The sequence below is a fragment of the Glutamicibacter mishrai genome, from assembly GCF_012221945.1.
GTDB lineage: Bacteria > Actinomycetota > Actinomycetes > Actinomycetales > Micrococcaceae > Glutamicibacter > Glutamicibacter mishrai.
In genome coordinates this window covers 866,472-881,608 of record NZ_CP032549.1, presented here as the reverse complement: position 1 = coordinate 881,608, position 15,137 = coordinate 866,472, and the positions used below count along the sequence as shown (strand labels likewise).

The 15,137-nt window shown below is 61.8% G+C and carries 19 protein-coding genes; 15 read left to right on the top strand and 4 right to left on the bottom strand.

The genetic code is table 11. The features are described from left to right. Nucleotides 1–4 precede the first annotated feature (4 nt). The 3 genes from D3791_RS04215 to D3791_RS04205 form a co-directional block, all read right to left on the bottom strand. Nucleotides 5–1,063, bottom strand: coding sequence for an ImmA/IrrE family metallo-endopeptidase (locus D3791_RS04215; RefSeq protein WP_172511361.1), 1,059 nt, complete (start codon nucleotides 1,061–1,063; stop codon nucleotides 5–7). A 166-nt stretch (nucleotides 1,064–1,229) separates the two neighbouring features. Then, nucleotides 1,230–2,609: an aspartate aminotransferase family protein gene (locus tag D3791_RS04210; protein ID WP_172511360.1), complete on the bottom strand. Its 1,380-nt coding sequence runs from the start codon at nucleotides 2,607–2,609 to the stop codon at nucleotides 1,230–1,232. Then, complete coding sequence (locus D3791_RS04205) at nucleotides 2,606–3,073, bottom strand: Lrp/AsnC family transcriptional regulator (RefSeq protein ID WP_061954257.1); 468 nt, start codon at nucleotides 3,071–3,073, stop codon at nucleotides 2,606–2,608. Before D3791_RS04205 ends, D3791_RS04210 begins: the two co-directional genes overlap by 4 nt. Before the next feature lie 214 nt (nucleotides 3,074–3,287). On the opposite strand from D3791_RS04205, the gene D3791_RS04200 reads away from it, so the two are divergent. The 8 genes from D3791_RS04200 (at nucleotide 3,288) to rpsN (ending at nucleotide 9,068) form a co-directional block, all read left to right on the top strand. Next, entirely contained in the window at nucleotides 3,288–4,514 is a 1,227-nt protein-coding gene (locus D3791_RS04200) for an ABC transporter substrate-binding protein (protein ID WP_172511359.1), read from the top strand. Nucleotides 4,515–4,553: 39 nt separating this feature from the next. Then, a complete protein-coding gene (locus D3791_RS04195) occupies nucleotides 4,554–5,687 on the top strand; it encodes an ABC transporter ATP-binding protein (protein ID WP_061954261.1) in 1,134 nt (377 codons plus the stop codon). Then, nucleotides 5,684–6,586 (top strand): ABC transporter permease, encoded by a 903-nt coding sequence (locus D3791_RS04190; protein WP_022874363.1) that lies wholly within the window; start codon nucleotides 5,684–5,686, stop codon nucleotides 6,584–6,586. The genes D3791_RS04195 and D3791_RS04190 overlap by 4 nt, the downstream gene beginning before the upstream one ends. Before the next feature lies 1 nt (nucleotide 6,587). Continuing rightward, on the top strand, nucleotides 6,588–7,382 hold the full coding sequence (locus tag D3791_RS04185; RefSeq protein WP_022874362.1) for an ABC transporter permease: 795 nt from the start codon (nucleotides 6,588–6,590) through the stop codon (nucleotides 7,380–7,382). Nucleotides 7,383–7,521: 139 nt separating this feature from the next. Then, nucleotides 7,522–8,022, top strand: coding sequence for a MarR family winged helix-turn-helix transcriptional regulator (locus tag D3791_RS04180; RefSeq protein ID WP_022874361.1), 501 nt, complete (start codon nucleotides 7,522–7,524; stop codon nucleotides 8,020–8,022). A gap of 328 nt (nucleotides 8,023–8,350) precedes the next feature. Continuing rightward, on the top strand, nucleotides 8,351–8,587 hold the full coding sequence (rpmB, locus tag D3791_RS04175; RefSeq protein WP_022874360.1) for a 50S ribosomal protein L28: 237 nt from the start codon (nucleotides 8,351–8,353) through the stop codon (nucleotides 8,585–8,587). A 1-nt stretch (nucleotide 8,588) separates the two neighbouring features. Then, entirely contained in the window at nucleotides 8,589–8,759 is a 171-nt protein-coding gene (gene rpmG, locus D3791_RS04170; RefSeq protein WP_022874359.1) for a 50S ribosomal protein L33, read from the top strand. Nucleotides 8,760–8,762: 3 nt separating this feature from the next. After that, nucleotides 8,763–9,068: a 30S ribosomal protein S14 gene (gene rpsN, locus D3791_RS04165; protein ID WP_022874358.1), complete on the top strand. Its 306-nt coding sequence runs from the start codon at nucleotides 8,763–8,765 to the stop codon at nucleotides 9,066–9,068. Nucleotides 9,069–9,137: 69 nt separating this feature from the next. On the opposite strand, the gene D3791_RS04160 is transcribed toward rpsN, so the two are convergent. Continuing rightward, nucleotides 9,138–9,725: a DnaJ family domain-containing protein gene (locus D3791_RS04160; RefSeq protein WP_172511358.1), complete on the bottom strand. Its 588-nt coding sequence runs from the start codon at nucleotides 9,723–9,725 to the stop codon at nucleotides 9,138–9,140. 154 nt (nucleotides 9,726–9,879) lie between these two features. Here D3791_RS04160 and D3791_RS04155 point away from each other — a divergent pair, with 154 nt between their 5' ends. The 7 genes from D3791_RS04155 (at nucleotide 9,880) to D3791_RS04125 (ending at nucleotide 15,044) form a co-directional block, all read left to right on the top strand. Next, nucleotides 9,880–10,848 carry an SDR family NAD(P)-dependent oxidoreductase gene (locus D3791_RS04155; protein ID WP_172511357.1) on the top strand — a complete coding sequence of 323 codons (969 nt, stop codon included), beginning with the start codon at nucleotides 9,880–9,882 and terminating at the stop codon, nucleotides 10,846–10,848. 174 nt (nucleotides 10,849–11,022) lie between these two features. Continuing rightward, nucleotides 11,023–11,307, top strand: coding sequence for an HU family DNA-binding protein (locus D3791_RS04150; RefSeq protein WP_061954273.1), 285 nt, complete (start codon nucleotides 11,023–11,025; stop codon nucleotides 11,305–11,307). A 272-nt stretch (nucleotides 11,308–11,579) separates the two neighbouring features. Beyond that, a complete protein-coding gene (locus tag D3791_RS04145) occupies nucleotides 11,580–11,864 on the top strand; it encodes an HU family DNA-binding protein (protein WP_013349906.1) in 285 nt (94 codons plus the stop codon). Between the two features lie 153 nt (nucleotides 11,865–12,017). After that, nucleotides 12,018–12,626: a hypothetical protein gene (locus D3791_RS04140; RefSeq protein ID WP_152485455.1), complete on the top strand. Its 609-nt coding sequence runs from the start codon at nucleotides 12,018–12,020 to the stop codon at nucleotides 12,624–12,626. Between the two features lie 46 nt (nucleotides 12,627–12,672). After that, entirely contained in the window at nucleotides 12,673–13,281 is a 609-nt protein-coding gene (locus tag D3791_RS04135; protein WP_172511356.1) for a copper resistance CopC family protein, read from the top strand. A gap of 88 nt (nucleotides 13,282–13,369) precedes the next feature. Then, nucleotides 13,370–13,897: a copper chaperone PCu(A)C gene (locus D3791_RS04130; RefSeq protein ID WP_172511355.1), complete on the top strand. Its 528-nt coding sequence runs from the start codon at nucleotides 13,370–13,372 to the stop codon at nucleotides 13,895–13,897. Then, entirely contained in the window at nucleotides 13,839–15,044 is a 1,206-nt protein-coding gene (locus D3791_RS04125) for a Dyp-type peroxidase (protein WP_172511354.1), read from the top strand. Before D3791_RS04130 ends, D3791_RS04125 begins: the two co-directional genes overlap by 59 nt. Nucleotides 15,045–15,137 lie beyond the last annotated feature (93 nt).

Here is a 15,137-nt window from a genome sequence, read left to right as displayed (position 1 = left end):
TCGGCTACAAGGCGCGCAGGTGCCCGCGATGGATTTCGCCGGGCTCCTGCTCGTTCTGCCCGGCCAGTACGACAAAGGCCTGCCCGAACGTCAGCTCATGGATGTGCTCCTCGCGCAACCCCAGCTCGCGGGCGATCACCGAGGTGCTGGCCCGATGCTCCAGCTGCAGCGAAGGGAAGACCAGTGAGAAGACGCGGGAGGTCACCGGCTGCACCGGAGCCGGGGCTTCGAGCGCGATCTCCTGGGAGAGCCAGCAGTAGGTCTTTTCGCCCAGCAACCCGCTGGCCCGGCTATGGGCCAGGATCACCGCGGCCGGCACACCGAAATGCTCTTCGAGCGTGAGCAGCTGCGGGATCTGCAGGGAATCGGAAATCCGCATCTGCAAAGACAAGGCCGGCAGCAGCAGCTGCGCGGCAAATTGATCGGCTTCCAATTCCGCGGCCGCTACCTGTTCGCTGCCTGCGCCCAGCGACGAATGCAGCAGCAGGTGCCCGAGTTCGTGGGCGAGGGCAAAACGGCGGGCCTTCGCGGACCCGGAGGCCAGGAAGATATAGGCCTGGGAGTCTTCCCAGAAGCTGAAGGTCTTCACCGCATCGAGTTCCGGCGGCAGGCTGAGCACCCGGACCCCGTGGGACTCGAGCAGGTGCAGCACATCGGGCAGCGCCCCGCAGCCCAGGCCCCAATCCAGGCGTAATTGCACGGCCGCATCCACCGGCGAATAGCCGGACAGATCCGGCACCCCGGTGGCTGGCAAAGCGAAGTTCTGGGTGATCAGGCGGTAGAGCTCCACGCCGGTGCGGCCGACGGCGGCAGCGGCCCGCTTCTGCGCGGTGCTGGTTCGCCGGGGACTGCGGAAGAAGATGCGTTCGGTATCGATGCCATTGGCGGCAGGCAGGTGGAAGAAGCGCGGGGTGCAGCCGAGCGCGTCGGCCAGATCATTGTCCAGCCGCTCCGGCGCCTGGGCCAGTTCCCGCTCGCAGATGCCCAGTGACGCGGCCAGGGCAGACCGGCTCAAAGCCGCGCGTTCCCGCGCGAGCCTGATCCTGGTCGGTTCCAAAGTCATGAGCTTCCTGCCATCTTCCAAAGGCGATCTACATCGTCCTAGACCACAGACTAGTGGCCTATGACACAAAGCACCAATTGAGCGACAAAGCGTGAAGATAGGGTGCTTCATATGACGCTGACTTGCAGATTTATGGCCCGCAGGTTGCACCCGCGGGCCATAAGCACTAGATCTTGTTGGCTGCCTCTTTCAGCACCGTTCGCAGGATCGACTCGATCTGGTCGAACTCGGGTTGCCCGATGGTGATCGGCGGCGCCAGCTGGATGACCGGGTCTCCGCGATCATCCGCACGGCAATACAATCCGGCCTCCCACAGGGCAGGGGAGAGGTAGCCGCGCAGCAGCCGCTCGGATTCTTCGTCGTTGAAAGTCTGTTTGGTGGCCTTGTCCTTGACCAGTTCGATCCCGTAGAAGTAGCCGGCCCCACGCACATCGCCAACGATGTCCAGGTCCCTCAGCTTGCCCAGCGTCGCCTTGAAGGCATCGGCGTTGTTTTTCACGTTATCGTTCAGGCCCTCGCGTTCGAAGATATCGAGGTTCGCCATCGCCACCGCGGCGGCGACCGGGTGGCCGCCGAAAGTGTAGCCGTGGTAGAAGGTGTTATCGCCCTTGGTGAAGGGCTCGAACAGCTTGTCGGAGACGACCATTACGCCCAGCGGGACATAGCCGCTGGTCAGCGCCTTGGCGGAGGTGATGATATCGGGCACGTAGCCGAAGTCGTTGCAGGCGAACATCGAGCCGATGCGGCCGAAGGCGCAGATGGTCTCGTCAGAGACCAGCAGCACGTCGTATTCGTCGCAGATTTCCCGCACCCGATCGAAGTAGCCCGGGGGAGGCGGGAAGCAGCCGCCGGAGTTCTGCACCGGCTCCAGGAAGACGGCGGCCACGGTATCGGGGCCTTCGAATTCGATGGCCTCGCGGATGCGTTCGGCGGCCCAGAGCCCGAAGTCCTTCTCGTTCTCCGCGAACATTTCCGGCGCCCGGTAGAAGTTGGTGTTCGGCACGCGGAAGGTGCCTGGCACCAGCGGCTCGAACGGGGTCTTCATATCAGGCAGCGAGGTGATGGCCAGGGCGCCCTGCGGGGTGCCGTGGTAGGCCAGCGCGCGGGAGATGACCTTGGTCTTGCCCGGCTTGCCCTTCATCTTGAAGTGCTGCTTCGCCAGCTTGAAGGCCGACTCCACCGCTTCACCGCCGCCGGTGGTGAAGAAGACCCGGTTCAAATCGCCCGGCGCGTAGCTGGCCAGGCGCTCGGCCAGGTCGATAGCTGGTTCGTGGGCGTAGGACCAGAGTGGCATGAATGCCAGCTTCTCGGCCTGCTTCGCCATGGCCTCGGCCAGTTCGGCGCGCCCGTGCCCGGCGTTGACCACAAACAGGCCGGCCAGCCCGTCGAAGTACTCGCGACCGGCGTCGTCGTAGATCTTGTGCCCTTCGCCGCGCGAAATGATCGGAACCTGCGCGCCTTGAGAGATCCCGGAGTGCCGGGCCATGTGCATCCAAAGGTGATCGCGAGCGGCCTGCTGGCGATCGGTACCACGTGGTGTGTTCATCGTGTTCCCCAGTTGTATTCCTGTTTTTTCAGTGAAAGGTAGGTGAAGGTATTGGTGCTGAGCACTCCGTCGATCCCGCGGATCGCCCCGATCACGCGCAGCAGGTCTTCATCGCTTGAGCAGATGACCTCCGCGAGGATGTCGGCTGAACCGGTGGTGACCAGGCAGTAATCCACTTCGGGCAGTTCGGCGATGCGATCGGCGGTGCCGCTGATGTCTTCGTTGGCGACGATGCTGATCATTGCCTGGCGGGTGAACCCCAGCTCCAATGGGTTGGTGACTGCGACGATTTGCATAACGCGACTCTCGACCAGCTTTTGCACACGTTGGCGTACGGCTGCTTCACTCAGTCCTACTGCTTTGCCGATGGCGGCATAGGAACGGCGCCCGTCTTCCTGCAGCTGCTCGATGATCTCCTTGGAAATTTCGTCGATGGCCTGTGCTGAGTGCGAGGGTAACGTCATATCGACCTCCTAGGTCTTTGGGCTTTGAACTGACCCTACAGCCACTGATTCAGTTGTGAAAGGGGTATTTTTGTAAGTTTCTCGTTTCCGATTCGTTAAATATCTGAGGAATCTTTTGTTTAGATCTTGTTTGGCTTTTGTATAGCTGACAGGATGAACGACATCACTTTCCGTATGTGCCAGCTCACATTTCGCAGATGTAAGGACGGATGCCATGTCGCACTCGCAACGACGACTACCGCAAGATCCACAAATTCGCGCCCTGGTCCAAGCCATGGGCCAACGAAGCTTCTCCCGCCGATCTGTGCTGTCCACCGCCGGAGCCCTGGGATTGACCGGACTGCTGGCAGCCTGCGGCACCGGCGGCTCCAGCGGCACCAAGTCCGAGGTATCGGTGACCGACGTTTCCGAGTCCGATCCCACCCTGAACTGGGCTAACTGGACCCTGTACCTGGACTACGACGACAAGAAGAAGACCTACCCGACCCTGGATGCATTCACCAAGCAGAGCGGCATCAAGGTCAACTACGCAGAAGACATCGACGGCAACGACTCCTACTACGGCAAGGTGCAGGGCCAGTTGAAGTCCGGCCAGGACATTGGCCAGGACATCATTACCCTCACCGACTGGATGGCCGGGCGCTTGATCCGCCAGGGCTACACCCAGGAGCTGAACCTGGATAACATCCCGAACTCGGCCAACCTGCTGCCAAGCCTGCAGAATGTCGACTTCGATCCAGGACGCAAGCACTCGCTGACCTGGCAGACCGGCTACGCGGGCATCGCCTGGAACAAGAAGGCCTTCCCGAAGGGCCTGAAGAGCGTGGAGGATCTCTGGGATCCGGCGTTGAAGGGCCGCGTGACCGTGCTCGACGAAATGCGCGACACCATGGGCCTGCTCATGCTGCAAAACGGCGTGGACCTGGCAGGGAAGTGGGGCGAGTCGGAATTCGGCGCGGCCGCGGACGTGCTGCGCCAGAACATTGACAACGGCCAGATCCGCCAGGTCAAGGGCAACTCGTACAAGCAGGACTTCATTTCCGGAGACGCGATCGCCGGCATCGTGTGGTCAGGCGACCTGGTGCAGATGAACTTCGAAAACGACGACCAGTGGGAATTCGTGATCCCCGAGGCCGGCGGCACCCTGTGGAGCGACAACCTGATGGTTCCGGTAGCCTCCCCGCGCAAGACCAACGCCGAGAAGCTGATGGATTTCTACTACGATCCGGCCGTGGCCGCCGAGGTCGCCGCCTACGTGAACTACATCTGCCCGGTGGTCGGCGCCAAGGAGGAAATGGAGAAGATCGACCCGGAGCTGGTGGAGAACCCGCTGATCTTCCCGACCGACGACGATCTGGCCAACGCGCACGTCTTCCGCTCGCTGGATGCGGATGAGGAAGCCACGCTCAGCTCGCAGTTCCAAGATGCGATCGGCGCCTAGGCCAGAGGCCAGAGCGAATTTTCAGGAAGTGATAGGGGTATGACTACATTGGCAGAACGAACTGAGGATACCGTGACCGCAGGTGCTGATCTCTATCTGTCGGGCATTTCGAAGCGGTTCGCCAGCTTCACCGCGGTCGAGGATCTGGATCTGCTGGTTCCCTCCGGAACATTCTTTGCGCTGCTCGGCCCGTCCGGCTGCGGCAAGTCCACCACCTTGCGCATGATCGCGGGCCTGGAAGCGCCCAGCGAAGGCAGCATTTCGATCGGCGGACAGGATGTGACCGCGCTGCCGAGCCACCGCCGCCCGGTCAACACGGTCTTCCAGTCCTACGCGCTGTTCCCGCACATGTCGGTGCTGGAGAACGTGGCCTTCGGGCTCAAGCGCAAAAAAGACAAGCAGGCGATGGCCAAGGCCAAGGCCGGGCTGGAACTGGTGGAGCTCGCGCATCTGGCCAACCGCAAGCCAGCCCAGCTCTCCGGCGGCCAGCAGCAGCGCGTGGCCCTGGCCCGCGCGCTGGTCAACCGCCCGCAGGTGCTCCTGCTTGATGAGCCGCTGGGCGCACTGGACATGAAGCTGCGCCGGCAGATGCAGCTGGAACTGAAGAAGATCCAGACCGAGGTGGGCCTGACCTTCATCCACGTCACCCACGACCAGGAAGAGGCGATGACCATGGCCGACGTGGTCGCGGTCATGAATGGCGGGCGGATCGAGCAAATGGGCCCGCCGCGCGAACTGTATGAACTGCCGCGCACCGCTTTTGTGGCCAACTTCCTGGGCAAATCGAACCTGATGCGCGGCACGGTCACCGGCGAATCCGGCGGCCTGCTCAGCGTGGATGTCTCCGGGCGTACGATCCTGCTTCCGGCCGAGCGCGCGGTGCAGAAATCCGGGGAGGTGGTGGTCGGGGTCCGCCCCGAGAAGATCACCATCGACCGGGTCGCCGCGGCCGGGGAGAACCAGCTGACGGGCAAGGTCATCGACGTGTCCTTCACCGGCACCACCACCGAATACCTAGTTGAGGTGGAGCAGATCGGGCTGATCGGCACCTTCTCGCAGAACCGCGGGCAGCAGCCTGCGCAGGAGGGGGATACCGTGTACCTGGCCTGGGATGCCGAGCACTCCTTCGGGCTGGCCGGGGATGAAAGCGTGAACGCGGGAGTCGAATCATGAGCGTCGATCTGCGCAGCAAGGACGAGGTGCGCGCGGAGAAACGCAAGAACCGCACCGGCATCTACCTGATTTCACCGGGCCTGCTGGTGCTCGCGCTGTTCTTCGCGCTGCCCGTGGTCATCCTGCTGGCGATGAGCTTGTACGTCAAGCCGCCCGGAGCGGAGATCGGCGAATTCGTGCCCGGCTTCGAACTGGGCAACTACGCCACGGTGCTTTCTGCCTACTGGCCCGAGCTGCTGCGTTCCTTCTGGTTCGCACTGATCGCCACCGTGCTCGCGCTGCTGATCGGCTTCCCGATGGCCTACCTGGTGGCGGTGCGGCTGCGTGAGCGCACGCTGCTGCAGGGCATCTTGCTGGTGCTGCTGATCGCACCGTTCTTCTCCAGCTTCATCCTGCGCACCCAGGCATGGAAGCAGATCCTGGCCGATGAGGGCTTTGTCGCCCAGGCGCTGAAGTTCATCGCGATCCTGCCGGCCGACGGGCACTTGACTGCCACGCCTTTCGCGGTGGTCGCCGGCCTGACCTATAACTTCCTGCCCTTCATGGTGCTGCCGATCTACGCGAACCTGGGGCGGCTGGACACCCGGCTGCTGGAAGCCTCGGGGGACCTCTACGCCAGCCCGATGACCTCCTTTGCCAAGGTGACGCTGCCGATGAGCGCCCCGGGCATTTTTGCCGGCACCCTGCTGACCTTCATCCCGGCCGCCGGCGACTACGTGAACTCGGCGCTGCTGGGCAACAACCGGGATACCACGATGATCGGGCAGGTGATCGACTCGCGGTTCTTCAAGGTCATCGATTACCCCGGCGCTTCGGCGTTGAGCTTCATCCTTATGATCTCGATCCTGATCCTGGTCACCATCTATATCCGCCGTTTTGGCACCGAGGAGCTGATGTAGCGTGAAGAATATTGGACGCTGGCTGATCCCCGTCGTCGGCGGTGCGGCCTTCATCTACCTGCTGGTGCCGATCGCCTACATCTTCGTCTTCTCCTTTAATGACGGCGGCCGAGCCAACCTGCAATGGCAGGGATTCACCCTTGATAACTGGCTCAACCCCTGCGGCGCTCCGGCGGTGTGCGAATCGCTGGTCCATTCCCTGCAGATCGGCAGCGTCGCGACGATCATCGCCACCGCCCTGGGCACCGGGATCGCGATCGGGCTGGTGCGCTACAAGTTCCGCTTCCGCAAACTCACCGATGTGCTGATCATCCTGCCGTTGGCGACCCCGGAAGTGGTGCTCGGCGCCTCCCTGCTGGCACAGTTCCTGAACCTTGGTTGGGAACTGGGCTACACCACCATCGTGATCGCCCATGTGGTCTTCTGCATGTCCTTTGTGATCGTGACCGTGCGGGCCAGGGTCTCCTCGCTGGATTCGCGGTTGGAGGAAGCCGCCGCCGATCTCTATGCCTCGCCGCAGGCGGCCTTCTGGAAGATCACCTTCCCGCTACTGCTGCCGGGCATCGTGGCGGCGGCCCTGCTGTCCTTCGCGATGAGCTTTGACGACTTCATCATCACCAACTTCAACTCCGGGTCCTTCCAGACCTTCCCGAAGTTCATCTACGTTTCGGCCACCCGCGGCATCCCGCCGCAGGCCAACGTGATCGGCTCGGCCATGTTCATCCTGGCCCTGCTGGTGGTGATCATCGGACAGGTGATCAGCTACCGCAAGAAGAAACAACTGGAAAACGCGTAGTCGCCAACGGGCCCGCACATTTTTGTGCGGGCCCGTTCTCTTGTGGGCTTTCGGCGAATACCTAGCTTTACAATGTAGTGTCAACGAAACTGGTACCTTGATGTCCTGTTTTAGCAGGCCTTGAACGATTGGAAACTTCATGAGCGATCAGCCCGTGTGGCTTACGCAGTCCGAACGCGACGCCTGGCTGGGATTGCAAACCGTCATGACGCTGCTTCCGGCGACCTTGGATTCCGATCTGCAGGGCCTGGAAGGCATCACGCTGTTCGACTACCACATGCTGGCTATGCTCTCCGAGGCCGAGGACCGGAAGCTGTCGATGACCTCCTTGGCTTCCCATACCAGTGCTTCGCTTTCGCGCCTGTCGCACGTGGTGAAGAAGCTGGAAAGCCGCGGGTGGATCGTGCGCGAGCAATCCGATGAAGATGCCCGTGTGAAAATCGCCTCATTAACCGACGATGGCTGGGATGCAGTGGCCGCGATGGCCCCTCATCATGTGGCTTCGGTTCGGGCACTTCTGTTCGATCCCCTTGATGACAAGGACGTTAAGAATCTGAGCGCGATTATGCGCAAGGTGACTGCCTCGCTGGATCAAGATCATTGGATCTTAAAGCCGGGCGCGACCGATTTGGAACACTGAGGATTTCTCGATAAGCTAATCAGGCGTTAATCGCGTGTGTTGTTATGCCGTCTAACGGCGGAACAACGACGCGTTGCCCGTAATACCGAATATCGTGGCCAACTGAGTACGGGGAAATTGCTCGACCGGTTGCGAAGTTCACCGACTTACATACTTTAAGGCTCTTCGGTTGGTTCTCACCCAGCCTGGTTACCTTCCTAGTGTGCAGTATTAACGGTGTTTCACTGGTTGGCGGGACTCATAACGCATCAAGCGGTGTCGATATTTAGGTATGGGCACTGTGCGCGAGTACCGCCGAATTTTACTACTAACTAACTGAGGAGTGATCATGGCAGCTGTTTGCCAGGTAACCGGTACTACTCCGGCCTTCGGACATAGCATCTCCCACTCGCACCGTCGCAACAAGCGTCGTTTCGATCCGAACATCCAGAAGAAGACCTACTACGTGCCTTCGCTGCGCCGCAAGGTGACCCTGACCCTCTCGGTCAAGGGCATCAAGCTCATCGATGCTCGTGGAATCGACGCTGTTGTTGCAGACCTGATTGCGAAGGGTGTGAAGCTCTAAGATGGCAAAGAAGGATAAGGACGTACGTCCGATCATCAAGCTGAAGTCCACTGCTGGCACCGGTTTCACTTACGTAACCCGTAAGAACCGTCGTAACGACCCAGACCGCATGGTTCTGAAGAAGTACGATCCAGTAGTCCGCAAGCACGTTGAATTCCGAGAGGAGCGCTAAGACATGGCCAAGAAGTCCAAGATCGCAAAGAACGAACAGCGCAAGGTCATTGTCGAGCGTTACGCTGAGAAGCGCCTCGAGCTGAAGAAGACCCTTGTTGACCCAAATGCAACTGACGAGGCTCGTGAAGCAGCCCGCGTAGGCCTGCAGAAGCTGCCACGCAACGCTTCGCCAGTACGCGTTCGCAACCGCGACTCGATCGACGGTCGCCCACGCGGTACCTTCCAGAAGTTCGGTATCTCCCGTGTTCGCTTCCGCGACATGGCACACCGTGGTGAGCTTCCGGGCATCACCAAGTCTTCCTGGTAAGACCTGCAAGTCATTTGGCTTAGCGAAAGCCGCCTTCCCTTCCGGGGAGGCGGCTTTCGCCGTTAAACGCTAGTTCTTGCGCTGCCACCAACGGCGCTTGGCCGGGACGGCAGGGCCGGGATCGGTCACGCTGGCGCGGCGCTGCTGCCAGGCCAACACCTCAGCGGTGGCGTCACGAAGGGCCGTGATCACCGGAGGGCCGCCGAGCAGCTGGCGCCGGGCCTCGATTATCCGCTGATTAAAATCCTCGACATGCTCGCGCACAGCCCGTTCGGTGGGCAGGTGATCCAGGGTCTGCTCCATCTGCTCGTCCTCCACCCGCAAAGTCAGGGCCGGGGGACCAAGACCGGTGATCTGCTCGCGGCGCATCATCGATTTGAGCCACCAGTCCGGATCGTCATTGCCGGTGATGTGGTCGATCTTCTGCCCCGCCAAGGCCAGATGATCGAAGTCCCCGCGGGCAAAGGCCTCATCGAGCACCGAATTGGCCACTTCCCACGCTTCGTCCTCGGCATGAAGCTGCAGCGGCGTCTTCTGCTTGGCCACCGGAGCCATGCCCGTGGCCTGCGCATATTCATCCACCGGCAGCGGCTCGTCGCCGGCCTGCCCCATCTGATACCGCGCGGCGTTCAGCGCGGCATCCTTCTTGTCCTTCATGCACCCATGATCCCACCGGGCACGGTAGCCGGGCAATACACGTACGCACGTGCTGGCACTTCGTGCGCTCCCAGAAAATCCCCAGCTGTTCCCTTGCCGGACAGGCCATGTCACTGGGGCCAGGTGCCACAAGCCCTGTAGTAGCGTGGATGCCATGAAGCCAGCATCCACGTACCGGGAACCTGCCAAGGACATCTACGCGAATCGTGAACGATGGGCCGGAGCGGGGGACGGGAAGACCGTGGTGGTCACCGGCGCCAACTCCGGGCTCGGCTTCTTCGCCAGCCTCGCCCTGGCCCAGGCCGGGGCCAAAGTCATCCTGGCCTGCCGCAACCAGTCACGAGCCGAGCAGGCCATGGCACAGATCAGCGCCCGCGTGCCCGAAGCGAACCTGGCCTTCATGCAATTCGATTCGTCGAGCACCTCCTCGGCCGTCGGGTTGGCCGCAGAGCTTCGCAGCCAGCCGCTGCACGCGCTGATCGCCAACGCCGGAATGATCCGCACCCCGCAAACGCGCCAGCCCGGCCTCTTGGGCTGCGAACAAGTCATGAGCACCAATTTCATTGGCCATGCGCGGCTTGTCGGGGAACTGGCCGAACGCTTTGCCAGTCCAATGCGCTTCATCGGCCTCGGCTCCCTGTCCACGCGGTTGCTGGCCACGGACCACGAGAACCTCGACCTGGCCGAGGACTACCATCCCTACCGGGCCTACGTGCAGTCCAAAGCCGCCGTCCAGGCGTTCACCCTGGCCTTGGACCACCGGCTGCGGCAGCTGGAATTGCCGGCTCGATCCCTGACGATCCACCCCGGCTATGCGCTCTCCGGGCTGACGCCGCAGGTGCCGCAGATCAACGAACCGGACTACAGCAAGCGGCTGATCGGGCAATTGCAGGCAAGTTTCGCGCAAGGCAAACACGAAGGAGCGGTGGCCTTGGTTGAGGCTGCCCTGGCCCCGGAGCTGGAGAGCGCGCCACGGGGAAGCTACCTTGGCCCGCGCTACCTGAGCAAAGGCCCAATTACACTGGCCAGACCGGTGAAAGCGACTCGCGGCAAGGCCCTGCAGAGCAAAGTGTGGGAGCTGTTCGTGAAGGCGAATGAGGGGGTCGATCCTTTCGCGCTGTAGCGTCCTGGTGAGCTTTCACACCTCAAATCTTTAGAGGAATTCGGCGGAATCCGCGGGACGATGCCCTTTTTGTCGCCCATAACTGGTAAGTTCATCACTGATAAGTCCGTGCGACCGCGCGGCATTCGAGGCCCGGACATGGGCTTTGGATCACTAGTCCAGGAGGACCATACATTGGCTATGAACCGTAGCGAACTTGTTGCAGCCGTTGCAGCGAAGACCGAAAACTCCCAGGTTGCCGTCAACGGTGTTCTGGATGCCGTATTCGAAGTATTCGTCGACCAGATTTCCAAGGGCGAAAAGGTCACCATCCCAGGCTGGTTGGCTGTAGAGCGCACCGATCGTGCAGCTCGCACCGGCCGCAACCCACAGACCGGCGAAGCAATCCAGATTCCTGCTGGCCACTCGGTCAAGCTGACCGCTGGTTCGAAGCTGAAGGCAGCTGTTGCCAAGAAGTAAGCTTCTCTAGGCTTGGACAAGACCCATCTTCCCTCGAATGGAAGATGGGTCTTGTTGCATCCAAGGGCGCATCAGATCTGGGTGTTGAACCCAAAAATGATGCCGTTAGACCCAGAAATCTGTAAGAAGATGAAAAAATCCCGGTATTTCGCCTGTTTTCGGGCATTTCGCGGCTCAAGGTTTGATATGTTCTCACTGATAAGTCCGTGCGACCGTGCGGCGTTCGAGGCCCGAAATCGGGTTTTGGATCACTAGTCCAGGAGGACCATACATTGGCTATGAACCGTAGCGAACTTGTTGCTGCTGTTGCAGCGAAGACCGAAAACTCCCAGGTTGCCGTTAACGGTGTTCTGGATGCTGTGTTCGAGGTTTTCGTCGACCAGATTTCCAAGGGTGAGAAGGTGTCGATCCCAGGTTGGTTGGCTGTAGAGCGCACCGATCGTGCAGCTCGCACCGGCCGCAACCCACAGACCGGTGAAGCAATCCAGATTCCTGCTGGCCACTCGGTCAAGCTGACTGCTGGTTCGAAGCTGAAGGCTGCTGTTGCCAAGAAGTAAGCTTCTCTAGGCTTGAGCAAGGCCCGACCCATCTCCGGAATCTTCCGGGGACAGGGTCGGGCCTTGCTGCTTAACAGCAGGTTTGAGCCGATCTTCTACTTCGCGTAGAATCAGGCGTGCTTGATGACCCACCAGAAGAGTAGGCTGAACCCCGTGCCACAGAATCCCGCAACCCGCGTCCTGCGCGGCTGGTTGGCGGCGAGCGTGTGCACCTGGACAGCTTTCGCGGCTCACGCGCATAGCGCGCCGACAAAAATGTCGCTGGTCGCCATGGGCCTGATCACCTGTATTTCCGCGGTGATCGCCCTGCTGCTGGTTGGGAAGAAGTTCTCCGTGTGGGCCACCAGCCTGGTGGTGATCGCCAGCCAAGGCCTGTTCCACCTGAGCCTGTCGGTGATGAGCCACGACGGTTCCGGCGTATCGGGCATGGAGCACGTGCAGCACACCGGGCGCAGCATCGAGCTCGCCCACAACATCAGCACCCACTACGCCGACGTGCACACCGAGTCGATGCTCTATGCGCACGTACTGGCCGCCGTGGTCAGCATCCTCGTGTTGAACCAGGGCGAACGACTGCTGAACCTCTTGGGCTCCTATCTCACCCTGTCCTCGGCCCGGCGCATCCTCGCGCTGATCCGTATCCAGGTTCCCGAGGCCCCGGTCCTCCCGGCCTATTTCCCGTTGCGTTTTCAACTCAAGCTGGCGCAATTGGGAAGACTGCCAGAGCGCCGAGGCCCGCCTTTCTTCGTTCTTGCCGCCTAAGACAATAACGAAACACCCCCATGAACGGGGGATTGGAAGGACAATAATGAAGAACCTGACCCTGCCCGCAATGAACCTCACCCGCATGGCCGCAGTGATCGCGCTGTCGATCCTGGCCCTGTTCACCTCGATCACCGCCGCCAGCGCCCATGACGAATTGGTCAGCTCCACCCCCCAGGACGGCGCAAGCCTGAAGACCGCGCCCAAGGAATTGGTCCTGACCTTCTCCGGCGAGCTGCAGACCATGTCCGGCGTGGAATCCACGAAGGTAGTGCTCAAGCAGGACGGCAAAGAGGTCGATGCCAAGGCCGAAACCAAGGGCACGACCGTGACCGTCACCCCTGCCGAGGAACTGGGCAACGGCGAGTACGACCTGGCTTTCCGCGTGGTCTCCGAGGACGGGCACCCGGTCGAGAACAACCTGGGCTTCACCATCAAGAACGATGCGAAGCCAACCCCATCGATGATCAGCGCGCCAAGCGAGTCGGCCCAGCCTAGCGAGTCGGCCCAGCCTAGCGAGTCGGCCCAGTCGAGCGATACCCCGATGCAGGATGCCGGCAGCTCGATGAGCCCGGTGATGTGGGTCGTGATCGGTGTGGTCATTCTCGGCGGCGTGATTGGCGTACTGGCCAAGTTCATGCGCAACAACAAGTAGCAGCCACTTTTATTCCGGTGCGCCAAGGGCCACCGTGGCCTTTGGCGTGCCCGCACATCTTGTGCCCACACCACGAAAGCTTGAGAGAATGAAAACTTCAACAACTACCGCTCTGGTGCTCAGCGTGGGACTGCTGCTGACCGGATGCGCGCAAGGCGCTCCGGAAGCCACCCCCAGTGCCAAGCCAGCGCAGGGCGCGCAGCATCAAACGCAGGCCCAGGCGCTGACCGCCACCGATACCTGGGCCAAAGCCGCAGAATCAGGGATGAGCGCGGCATTCGGAACCCTGCACAACAACTCCGAAACCCCCTTGGAACTGCATAAGGTCAGCAACGCGGCCGGGGATGAGATCCAGCTGCACGAGATGACCGGCAGCGGGCAGGACATGAGCATGAAGCAGCTGGAGGGCGATCTGGTGATCGCGCCCGGCGCCGATGTCGTGCTGGCCCCTGGCGGAAACCACCTGATGTTCATGGATCTGAAAAAGCCGCTGGTGGCCGCCCAGAGCACCACGCTGGACCTTGAATTCTCCGATGGGTCGAGCACCGAAGTGGATTTTGCGATCCGCAACTTCGATGGCGCCAAGGAAAACTACGATGAGCATGCCGGACATTAATGTTCCGCGCCGCCTGCTGCTGGGCAGCACCGCTGCCGCAGCAGCAGGCGGGCTGCTCACCGGCTTCGGCACCGGCAGTCTGCGCGCGGCCGGCGCCCAGGAGCCGCAGGCAGTCAGCACCCCGGGGTATCGCCCGTTCTACGGACGCTACCAATCCGGAATCATCGACGCGCAGCAGGAGCATGCGGTGTTCGCCGGATGGGATCTGAGCTGGCGCGAGGGCTCGCGCAAGGACCAACTGCGCTCGCTGCTGCAGATGATCACCGACGACGCCTCGCGCTTGACGAGCGGGCGCGGAGTGCTGGCCGACACCGAAGCGGAAATGGCGCAGATCCCCAGCGAACTGACGATCACCGTGGGCGTGGGCCAAAGCCTGCTCGAGGTGATCGGGCAGGGAAAAATCGGCACGATGCCGGCCTTCGCCGGGGACCAGCTCGACGAGCGGTACGGGCAGACGGACCTGCTGATCCAGTTCTGTTCGCAGGATCCGACGGTGCTGCAGCACGCGGTGCGGGCGGTATCCAAGAACCTGCGAACGCTGACCAGACGGCGCTTCGTGCAGTCCGGATTCATCCGCGCCAAGCCCGGCCAAGAGGCCTTCCGGAATCTTTTCGGGCAACTGGACGGGATCAACAATCCCAAGGACCAGGCGCGCGAGCAGGCGGTCTTCGACGACAGCTGGGTCGGCAACGGCACCACGCTGGCGCTGCGCCGCTTCGACATGGACCTGGACCGATGGGACGAGGTGGATGTTTCCGGCCGGGACTTCGCCCTGGGCCGGCGGCAAGCAGATGGCTCGCCGCTGTCCGGCCAGAGCGTGGACGATCCGGTGGATCTGGCTGCTGTTAACGGGCTGGGGCTGCCGAGCATCGCGGCCAATGCGCACGTTGCGCTGGCCAAGCCTGCCCATGCGGCGCAAAGCATCCATCGGCGGGGCTACAACTTCGTGGATGCGGGACGCAGCGGCCTGCTATTCGCCAGCTACCAGGCCGATCCGCAGGCCAGCTTCATTCCGGTGCAGCATCGGCTGGCCGCCGCGGATGCGCTCAATACCTGGCTCACCGCCGTGGGTTCGGCTCTCTATGCGATCCTCCCGGGGATCGAGGAGGGCATGTATTTAGGCGAGCAGCTGATCGGCTTGCCCTAAGCCCGCGCCCCGCCACGGTGTGAGATGCGCCGTAGCGGGGTGCGGACGGCCCCTTCCGGCCTGACGGGGCGGGGCAAAAATGAGATGATGAGA

What these genes read in the sequence shown, in the direction of transcription:
- D3791_RS04215 (WP_172511361.1), bottom strand. Translation starts at nt 1,063, where the DNA reads ATGACTTTGGAACCGACCAGGATCAGGCTCGCGCGGGAACGCGCGGCT.
- D3791_RS04210 (WP_172511360.1), bottom strand. Translation starts at nt 2,609, where the DNA reads ATGAACACACCACGTGGTACCGATCGCCAGCAGGCCGCTCGCGATCAC.
- D3791_RS04205 (WP_061954257.1), bottom strand. Translation starts at nt 3,073, where the DNA reads ATGACGTTACCCTCGCACTCAGCACAGGCCATCGACGAAATTTCCAAG.
- D3791_RS04200 (WP_172511359.1), top strand. Translation starts at nt 3,288, where the DNA reads ATGTCGCACTCGCAACGACGACTACCGCAAGATCCACAAATTCGCGCC.
- D3791_RS04195 (WP_061954261.1), top strand. Translation starts at nt 4,554, where the DNA reads ATGACTACATTGGCAGAACGAACTGAGGATACCGTGACCGCAGGTGCT.
- D3791_RS04190 (WP_022874363.1), top strand. Translation starts at nt 5,684, where the DNA reads ATGAGCGTCGATCTGCGCAGCAAGGACGAGGTGCGCGCGGAGAAACGC.
- D3791_RS04180 (WP_022874361.1), top strand. Translation starts at nt 7,522, where the DNA reads ATGAGCGATCAGCCCGTGTGGCTTACGCAGTCCGAACGCGACGCCTGG.
- rpmB (WP_022874360.1), top strand. Translation starts at nt 8,351, where the DNA reads ATGGCAGCTGTTTGCCAGGTAACCGGTACTACTCCGGCCTTCGGACAT.
- rpmG (WP_022874359.1), top strand. Translation starts at nt 8,589, where the DNA reads ATGGCAAAGAAGGATAAGGACGTACGTCCGATCATCAAGCTGAAGTCC.
- rpsN (WP_022874358.1), top strand. Translation starts at nt 8,763, where the DNA reads ATGGCCAAGAAGTCCAAGATCGCAAAGAACGAACAGCGCAAGGTCATT.
- D3791_RS04160 (WP_172511358.1), bottom strand. Translation starts at nt 9,725, where the DNA reads ATGAAGGACAAGAAGGATGCCGCGCTGAACGCCGCGCGGTATCAGATG.
- D3791_RS04155 (WP_172511357.1), top strand. Translation starts at nt 9,880, where the DNA reads ATGAAGCCAGCATCCACGTACCGGGAACCTGCCAAGGACATCTACGCG.
- D3791_RS04135 (WP_172511356.1), top strand. Translation starts at nt 12,673, where the DNA reads ATGAAGAACCTGACCCTGCCCGCAATGAACCTCACCCGCATGGCCGCA.
- D3791_RS04130 (WP_172511355.1), top strand. Translation starts at nt 13,370, where the DNA reads ATGAAAACTTCAACAACTACCGCTCTGGTGCTCAGCGTGGGACTGCTG.